Annotated in this window: 8 protein-coding genes and 1 pseudogene; 5 read left to right on the top strand and 4 right to left on the bottom strand. The window is 63.1% G+C overall.

Going from position 1 to position 8,046, the window contains the following annotated elements; translation table 11 throughout:
• Positions 1-138 precede the first annotated feature (138 nt).
• The 4 genes and pseudogenes from GY725_00560 to GY725_00545 form a co-directional block, all read right to left on the bottom strand.
• Positions 139-279, bottom strand: a pseudogene (locus tag GY725_00560) (IS3 family transposase).
• A complete protein-coding gene (locus tag GY725_00555; protein MCP4002660.1) occupies positions 267-2,048 on the bottom strand; it encodes a DEAD/DEAH box helicase in 1,782 nt (593 codons plus the stop codon). Before GY725_00555 ends, GY725_00560 begins: the two are co-directional and overlap by 13 nt.
• 137 nt (positions 2,049-2,185) lie before the next feature.
• The gene (locus GY725_00550; protein ID MCP4002659.1) at positions 2,186-2,533 is read right to left on the bottom strand and encodes a sterol desaturase family protein; all 348 of its coding nucleotides are present in this window, start codon (positions 2,531-2,533) and stop codon (positions 2,186-2,188) included.
• 187 nt (positions 2,534-2,720) lie between these two features.
• The gene (locus GY725_00545; protein ID MCP4002658.1) at positions 2,721-3,887 is read right to left on the bottom strand and encodes a flavin-dependent monooxygenase; all 1,167 of its coding nucleotides are present in this window, start codon (positions 3,885-3,887) and stop codon (positions 2,721-2,723) included.
• Between the two features lie 62 nt (positions 3,888-3,949).
• Between GY725_00545 and GY725_00540 the strand changes: the two genes are divergently transcribed.
• From GY725_00540 to GY725_00520, 5 genes are all read left to right on the top strand, one after another.
• Entirely contained in the window at positions 3,950-4,609 is a 660-nt protein-coding gene (locus GY725_00540; protein MCP4002657.1) for a TetR/AcrR family transcriptional regulator, read from the top strand.
• A 125-nt stretch (positions 4,610-4,734) separates the two neighbouring features.
• Positions 4,735-5,211 (top strand): hypothetical protein, encoded by a 477-nt coding sequence (locus GY725_00535; GenBank protein ID MCP4002656.1) that lies wholly within the window; start codon positions 4,735-4,737, stop codon positions 5,209-5,211.
• Between the two features lie 179 nt (positions 5,212-5,390).
• A complete protein-coding gene (locus tag GY725_00530) occupies positions 5,391-6,011 on the top strand; it encodes a TetR/AcrR family transcriptional regulator (GenBank protein MCP4002655.1) in 621 nt (206 codons plus the stop codon).
• Positions 6,012-6,022: 11 nt separating this feature from the next.
• Positions 6,023-7,147 carry an efflux RND transporter periplasmic adaptor subunit gene (locus GY725_00525; GenBank protein MCP4002654.1) on the top strand — a complete coding sequence of 375 codons (1,125 nt, stop codon included), beginning with the start codon at positions 6,023-6,025 and terminating at the stop codon, positions 7,145-7,147.
• The coding region (locus tag GY725_00520) for an efflux RND transporter permease subunit (protein MCP4002653.1) at positions 7,144-8,046 on the top strand (903 nt) is incomplete at its 3' end. The genes GY725_00525 and GY725_00520, both read left to right, overlap by 4 nt.

Genomic DNA, 8,046 nt, shown 5'->3' with positions numbered 1-8,046 from the left:
TCGAGGCTATCAGAGCCCGCCGGAGTCTCGTGTGCTCCTGTACTCGCATACAGCTTGCGTGGAATTCGCGAGGGGTTCTGCCCTGATTTCACGGACACATCCAAGAAGGCTGTGGACTTCCCCCGGCCTCGTGGACATTTAGAGGCCGCGGTTTGAGGCGATTTCAAACGCCTCGGGACTGACGTCACCAAGATGGCTATGGCGACGGGTTCGATTGTAGAACATCTCGATGTACTCGAAGACATCTGCCTTCGCGAGATCGCGCGTTAGGTCGAGGCGACCTCACCGGTCGGCTTTCGCTTGCGCGCCGCCTCCGCTCTGGGAGGTCGCGCCAGCCGGTCCTTCTTGGCGTGCGCCTTCGCCGGGTACGGTCGCTTGGCACGTTCGGGTCGCGAACCGCGTTCTGGTCGTGGACTCCGCTGTGGCGCAACTCCGTTGAGTCGCTGAATTACAACGCCCGGATCGCGGCTGTCGGGCTTGCGAGTCTTCGCCTGGAATGCCTGCGCCGCTCGGCTCGCGATCTGAAACGTCGAGTGGTCGGACTCGATTCGAATGGCACCGACCACCTGCCCGGAAACGCCTCCGCGACGACAGACCTGCGAGAGGATCGCCTTGGGGCTCGCCCCTTTGCTCCTTCCCCAACTGAGCGAGAAGGTCACGAAGTCCTGCTGATACTTTTCGAAACGCTCTTTCTCCGAGGCGACCGCTGGACTGAGGTTTTTGGGTTCGCAGGGCAGGCCCGAACTCGCCATGTCGAGCAGCGCAGCCACGACCGCTGCCGGCTCGCGCTCCGCAAGCAGGCCGGCCGCGTACTCGAGCTGTTGCTCGGTGCGCCCATCGGTCGAATCGATGCGCTCCCACAACTCGCGTCGCAACTGCTTGCGCGCGGCCTTGCGCACCTGGCTCGGCCCCGGGGCGGGCTGCCAGTCGACTTCGATTCCCAGGATCGAGATCAGCCTGCGCATACGCCGCTCCTGCGACGTCGGAATCAGCATCAGGCTTCGACCCTGACGTCCCGCCCTGCCCGTACGCCCACTGCGATGCACGTAGGTCTCGGCGTCGAAGGGGGTATCGAGATGGATGACGGTTTCAATGTCGGGTACGTCGATCCCCCGCGCGGCCACGTCGGTCGCAACGATGATCTCGACGCTGCCATTGCGAAACGCATTCAGCGCGCGCGTGCGCTGTGCCTGCGGCAGGTCGCCACTGAGCGGTTGCGCGCTGAAGCCGTCGGCGACCAGGCGCTCCGCGATATCCGCCGCATCGACCCTTCGCTGTACGAACAGCAAGGAACGCGAACCGCGCGAGAGCAGCAACAGATTCACGAGTGCCAGATAACTTTCGCGCGGGCGCACCAGGTGCGCGACGTGCGTGATATCAGGGTGCGCATCTTCCGCGCGTGTGCCTTGGAGGTTCAGCGGATTCGACTGGAAGCGATCGGCCAGACGGAGCACGCTGCGCGGGAAGGTCGCCGAAAGCATGTGACTGCTGCGCTCCTTTGGCAGCGCATCGAGAATCGCTTCGAGCTCTTCGCGGAATCCCATGTCGAGCATGCGGTCGGCTTCATCGAGCACGACGTGCGCGACGCGATCACAGGCCATGACTCCGCTGCGAATATGATCGAGCAAGCGGCCGGGCGTCGCGATGACGATCGAGGGCTTGCGAGAGAGCGCACTGCGCTCGCTCATATAGGAAGCGCCGCCCATCACGCCTTCGACGCGAACTCCCGGAATTCCGGCATAGAGCCAGCGCAGTTCGTCGCGAACCTGATTCACGAGTTCGCGGGTCGGGACGATCAGCAGCGCCTCGGTCGCGCGCTCGCCTCCCGACTTCTCGATGAAGTGACGGCCCAGTGCGATGCCGAGAGCGACGGTCTTGCCCGAACCGGTCTGGGAGGCGATTCGCAGATCGCGAACGGTTTGCCCCGGCTCGGTGGCCTGCACAGCCTGGATGACAGCCAGCTGAACGGGTGTCAGTTGCTCGAAGCCGCGCTTCTGGAGCGCGGCGGCAATTGACTCTGGAACGCCGTGAAAAATCTCATCTGTCATGACTGGGGCCTCGCCACAGAAAGGGTCTTGGAACCTCGGAGGCGGCTTTGCAGCGGGCCCGGGCGCGCCCTCAACCAATGGAGGCGCAGGAGCGGACGCTAGCACGTTCCGCTCCTCGGGGCATGTCGCCGGCCCTCTCAGCCCTTCATGAAGGAGTACAGGTGCTGAGCCAGGAAGCCGTGCGGAAGCGGCTTGTTCACGACTCCATAGCTATCGAGCCAGCGGCCGTGATTGCCCAGATAGGTGCCGAAGATCATGCCGATGATGGGCAGATTGGCCGCGTAGTTCCGATCGATCGCCTCGGCATCCGCCAAATGGTGCCAATGGTGAATGTGCGGTGTCGCGAACACATAGGCCAGCGGCCCGAAGCGCTGGCGGGTATTCGAGTGGATCAAGAGACCCTGAATCCCGACCCAGACCACATACGCGCCGAGAAAGATCGAGATGACGCCGCTAATCCGCCCCTGGCGACTGCCGGATCCCAACAGTCGACAATGGGCGATTCTGTCGGGTAGATTGGGGCTCTGTACTTCCTATCCGCTGGAGTTCCTCGTGGCGGGCGATGGCTTCCATCGGGTCCGCCGAGAACTTGGTCCAAACCCCATTGAGTGCTTCACCCCCGACGTTATCGATTGCTCTCGCTCATCTCCCGCTCGCTGGAATGCAGAACGATCAGACCAGTGCCGTGGCCGCATCGAGCCCGAGTTCCAAACGCCCCATAGTGCTGGCGCCCTGCAAGGGATCCAGTGCCGCGTGGGTCGTCATGGCTTGTGCGTCTCGGAAGGCGCGCTGGATGGGGCTCGACTTGAAGATCCCGTGTGCGCCGCTTGCCGCGGCGAGCTTCGCGGTCACTTCCTGGCACGCGCGAATCCCCAGGCCAACGTCGCGCTTGTACCGAGCCCGCTCTTCCATGGTGAACTCGTGCTTCTCAGACGTCAGCCGGGCAATCTCGGCGAGGTCGCGCTCCCAGAGAAGATCCACGGCATCCATCGCGTAGGTGGCCTCACCGATCAGGATGTGGACGGGAGTCTGCTCGGACACCTTCTCGGCGCTGTAGGTGACCTGCCTAACCTTGGATCGCTCGATGAACGCCGAGTACGCCCCACGCGCGAGTCCGAGCGCAGGCCCGGCCAGGGCGAAGAGCAGAATGGTTGCGAACGGAACACGGTAGAGGGGACTGTCCGAATAGAGTTCCCGCCCCGGGGAGTGTCCGTTGAAAGCGTCGATGAGGGAAATGGAGCGATACTCCGGCACGATCGCCCCGTCGACCACGATGTCCTTGCTACCGGTTCCCGCCAGACCACTGACATACCAGTTGTCCTCGATCCGATACTCTTCCTGGGGCACCAGAAACATGCGCAGGTCAGGGAGGGGACCATCGGAAGGAACGGCGGCGCCTACCATCATCCAGCGGGAGGCATCGCAACCGCTGGCAAACGACCAGCGCCCGCTCAGCAGGATGCCGCCATCGACCCGCTCGGCCGTGCCGGTGGGCGCAAACGAGGCCGCCAGCAGAGTCTCCGGGTCGTCCCCCCACACGTCCTTCTGGGCCTGCTCCTCGTAGAGCCCCAGCATCCAGTTGTGGATCGCCAGGATTCCCAGGCACCAACCGGTCGACCCACAGCCACGAGCGAGTTCAGTAGTCGCCCGGACGAGCGAGACCGGATCCAGTTCAAACCCTCCGAAGGCCCGAGGCTGAACGAGCTTGAACATCCCCGCCTCGCGCAGTTCGCGAACTGTTTCCGGCAGAATTCTGCGTGCTTCTTCGGTCTTTTCCGCCCGATCGGCGGCGGCCGCGGTAAGCGCGCGGGCGGCGGGGACGACGTCTTCGAGCTTCATGGGGTGGCCTCCTCGGTTTTGACTGATTATTGACTATAGTCAGTTTTGGTATATAGTCAATCATGAATTCGGTCAAGGGCATCAATATGGAAGCGGAAGGCTGCGAAACGCCGGAGACGACCCGCAGCCAGCGGAGACGCGCGGAAACAAGGGCTCGAATCGTGGAAGCGGCGGAGCGCTTGATGCGCGACCGGGGCGTCGAGGCCGTGACCATCCACGACATCACCGAAGCCGCCGACGTGGGACACGGCACCTTCTACCTCCATTTCCTGACAAAGGGAGACGTGCTGGGCCCGATCGTCGATCGCCTGGTCGATCGACTGCACGAGCGCGTGAACCGGGCCACTGGAGGTGCAGAAGACCCCGCCTTTCGCCTGGCCACCGGCCTTCGCATCGCGCTTCGCAGCATCCTCGGCGATCCCCTCTGGAACTGGTACGTGTTCCACTCGGGAACACCGTTTCGCGGGATGGCCGAAGGAATGAGCGGCCCTCCCGAAGAAGACCTGGCTCGGGGTGTGGCGAGCAGACGTTTTCGCATCGAAGATCGGCGCACGACCTGGAACTTCGTGGACGGCGCGCTGACCGGCGTACTCAATGCGTTGAATCTGGAAACGTTAGGCGACGATGCGATCGAGACCAGCGCCGCGATGGTCTTGCGCATTCTCGGCATCGACGCCGAAGAAGCCGCTCGCATCGCGCACCTTCCCCTGGAGCAACACTGAGCCAGGCGTGCAATGCTTCCATATGGCCTATCAAACCTCGAAGGGACTCCAAGAGGCAATTGCGCTGGTCCCATACCGCTATCCTCGTCAGGAACATGGACGATATGCTCGACTTCTAAACGAACGTGCTCGGCTTCGAGATCACGGACCGGGGCCCGTTTCCGGCCCCCGGCGCCGAAGGTTCTGAGATCGTGTTCCTCAGCCAGAGCGACACTAATCACCACCAATTCGCATTCGTGGACGGACTCCGGGACGAGAACCCACCCAACACAGTCGATCACTTCGCATTCCGGGTGGATTCACTCGACGACGTGAAGCTCATGGACGCGCGACTCGCCGAGGACGGCCGGGTGGGCAATCGCCTTCCACTCACGCATGGCAATGCCTGGTCAATCTACTTCAAGGACCCGGAAGGAAACGGAATCGAGATCTTCTGCGACAGCCCGTGGCACGTCCAGCAACCCCAGGCCTCGGGCTGGGACAGAGACAAGTCCAATGATGAGATCCTCGACCAGACCCGGCGCGACTTCAAAAGCAATCCCGCGTTCGGACCCATCGAAGACTTCTACCAGACACGATCCGAAGAGCTGAAGCGTCGTTAGCGCGTATTGGAGGAGCCGGCCGGAGTCGGTCCCACGTCCCAGAATCCCATGTCTCAGAATTTCGCGACCGGCAGGCCACCTCCGCAAGTCAACGTCCGGAGGGGTTTTCACCCGCCCTTCGGGCGCCGCTCGATCTAGATAAGGGTTTACTTTGTAAATTTACGTCGTAAGATCGATCTGTGCCCCGAAGCCTGACCAGTGAACAGGTCCACTCCTTCCGAGGCGATCTCTGTGCGATCGCGACGCGCCTGTTCGCAGAGCGAGGTTTCGAGGGAGTCACCCTGCGCGCCATCGCCGAGGAGATGGGCTGCAGCGCGATGACCCCCTACCGCTACTTCGAAAACAAAGAAGAGATCTTCGAGGCGGTTCGGGCTGCAGCCTTTGGCCGATTGAGCAACCGGATGCAGCAGATCGCACGACACGAGCCCGATCCTTTCCAGCGGATCATCGCGCTCGCGCATGACTACGTGCAGTTTGGACTCGACGAACCGGCCGCCTATCGCGTGATGTTCCAGCTCGACCCCCGAAAGCTGCCGGAGGCAGCCGACGCCCAACCCGAATCCGAAGCCCATCTCGAATCTGGCTGGCAGACACTCTGCGACGCCATGAGCGGAGCCGTTGCTGCGGGGAAAATCCACGGCGACCCGGTCACCCTCGCACATGTCTCCTGGGTCTCTCTTCACGGCATCGTGACCCTCCACTTGTCCGGCAAGCTGAACCTGGGCCGCAGTCTCGATGATCTGGTCGAACCGTTTCTCCGCAATTTCATCGACGGGGCCAAGCCGCGCTCCCCCGCCTGAGGATCCAAGCCATGTCGAAACCCCTCGTCCTCTCTTTGCTGGCGATCTCGATCGTCGGACTCCTTTTCAGCCTCTGGCCGACGAGGTCCGTATACACCACAGAGATCGCGTCACCCGATCATGGCGATCTGCTGCCGATTGAAGCCCACTCGGTGCACTTCGAGAACGAGTACACCGTACTGGAGCACCACGCCGGTCGCGTTGTTGCCCGTCGGACGAGCGAGCTCGGCTTCGAACGTTCCGGGCGTCTCGAGCGCGTCTTCGTCGACATAGGCGCAGAGGTCGAGTCCGGCCATTTGTTGGCCATCCTCGATACCCGGGTTTTGCGCGCATCCGAGCGCGAAGCGGTCGCTCGACTCCAACAAGCAACCGCGCGAAAAGAGCTGGCGCGGCGCACCCACGCTCGGCGTCGCGAGCTGCAACGTGGTAACCATCTCTCATCCCAGCATCTCGACGAGGCCCAGGCCGAACTCGAGATCAGTTCGGCAGAGCGGAGTGCTGCGCGAGCCGCTCTGGAGCGCATCCGACTGGAACTGGAACTCTCCGAACTGCGCGCGCCCTTCGCTGGACAGGTCGCAGCCCGGAGCCTCGATGAGGGGACGATCGTGGCACCGGGTCGATCGGTGCTGCGTCTCGTGGAGTCCGCGGAACTCGAGGTCCACGTCGGACTTCCCACAGCAACGGCAGCGAAGCTCGAGGTCGGCGGACTGTTTCACTTCGAAATCGGCCGGAATCTGCACTCCGGAGTGCTGCGCTCCGTCGTCGCAGAGGTCGAGGCGTCTTCGCGTACGATCCTGGCGATCTTCGAGCTGGAAGGCGATGTAACCGAACTCAACACTGGCGACCTCGCCCGGCTCTCGGTCGAACAGCGGCAACCCACTCGAGGCGCGTGGCTGCCGATCGCAGCACTCGGCGAAGGCAGACGAGGCCTGTGGTCGGCCTTTGCGCTCGTCCCGGATCCTGCCAACCACGACGCTAAAGCGCACCGGGTAGAACGAAGACAGATCGAGGTCCTCCATACCGAAGCCAACCGGGCATTCATCCGCGGCACCCTCGTAGACGGAGACCGCGTCATCGCAGCAGGCCTGAACCGCGTCGTTCCCGGACAGCGCGTTCGCATCGAGGCCCCGGAATGACAGATATTTTCTACCGCAACCCGCGCCTGCTGATCCTGACCATCGGCCTGGTCATCGTCGCGGGCCTCGCAGCCCTGCAGACCCTGCCGCGCCAGGAAGATCCCGCCATGGCGCGACGTTTCGGCAACGTCACAACGAACTACCCGGGTGCGAGTGCAAAGCGCGTCGAATCTCTCATCACGGAGAAGATCGAGGCGGAACTCCGCAAGCTCCATGAGATCGACGAGATCAGCTCCTTCTCGCGCAGCGGCGTATCCATGGTGAATATCGACCTGGCAGACGAGTACTCCGAGGACGATGTCGACGTGGTCTGGTCGAAAGTGCGCGACAGGATCGCCGACGTAGCCGAACGCCTGCCCAGCGGTGCCGGTGCGCCCGAACTCGAAGACGGCACTTCGACCGCCTTGAGTCTACTCGTCGGCTTGACCTGGACGCAGGACGGAGAACCGAACCTCGCGATCCTCAACCGACTCGCCAAGGAACTCGAAAGCCGCTTGCGCAACGTCGCGTACACGCGCGAAACGAAAATCCTCGGCGGCGCAGAGGAGGAGATCCGGGTCACAATCGACCCGCTCGCCCTCGCCTCTATCGGCCTGACGGCCCAAGAGGTCTCTTCGCGAATCACGACGGCCGATTCGAAGGTCCCGGCGGGGCAGTTGCGGGGAACGACGAACGATCTCGTCATCGAGATCTCCGGAGAGCTTCGCACCGTCGACCGGATTCGCTCCATCCCGCTCCGCCGGAGCTCCGACGGCCGGTTGCTGAATGTGGGAGACGTCGCGCGTGTCGAGAAGACCGTACGCGAACCGGCTGAATCGATCGCCCTGCTAGGCGGGCGACGGGGTATCGCGATCTCGGCGACGATGCAAGACGCCCACCGGGTGGACCTCTGGGCGGAG

This window comes from bacterium (assembly GCA_024226335.1).
GTDB lineage: Bacteria > Myxococcota_A > UBA9160 > SZUA-336 > SZUA-336 > JAAELY01.
This window is presented reverse-complemented; position numbering and strand designations above follow the sequence as displayed.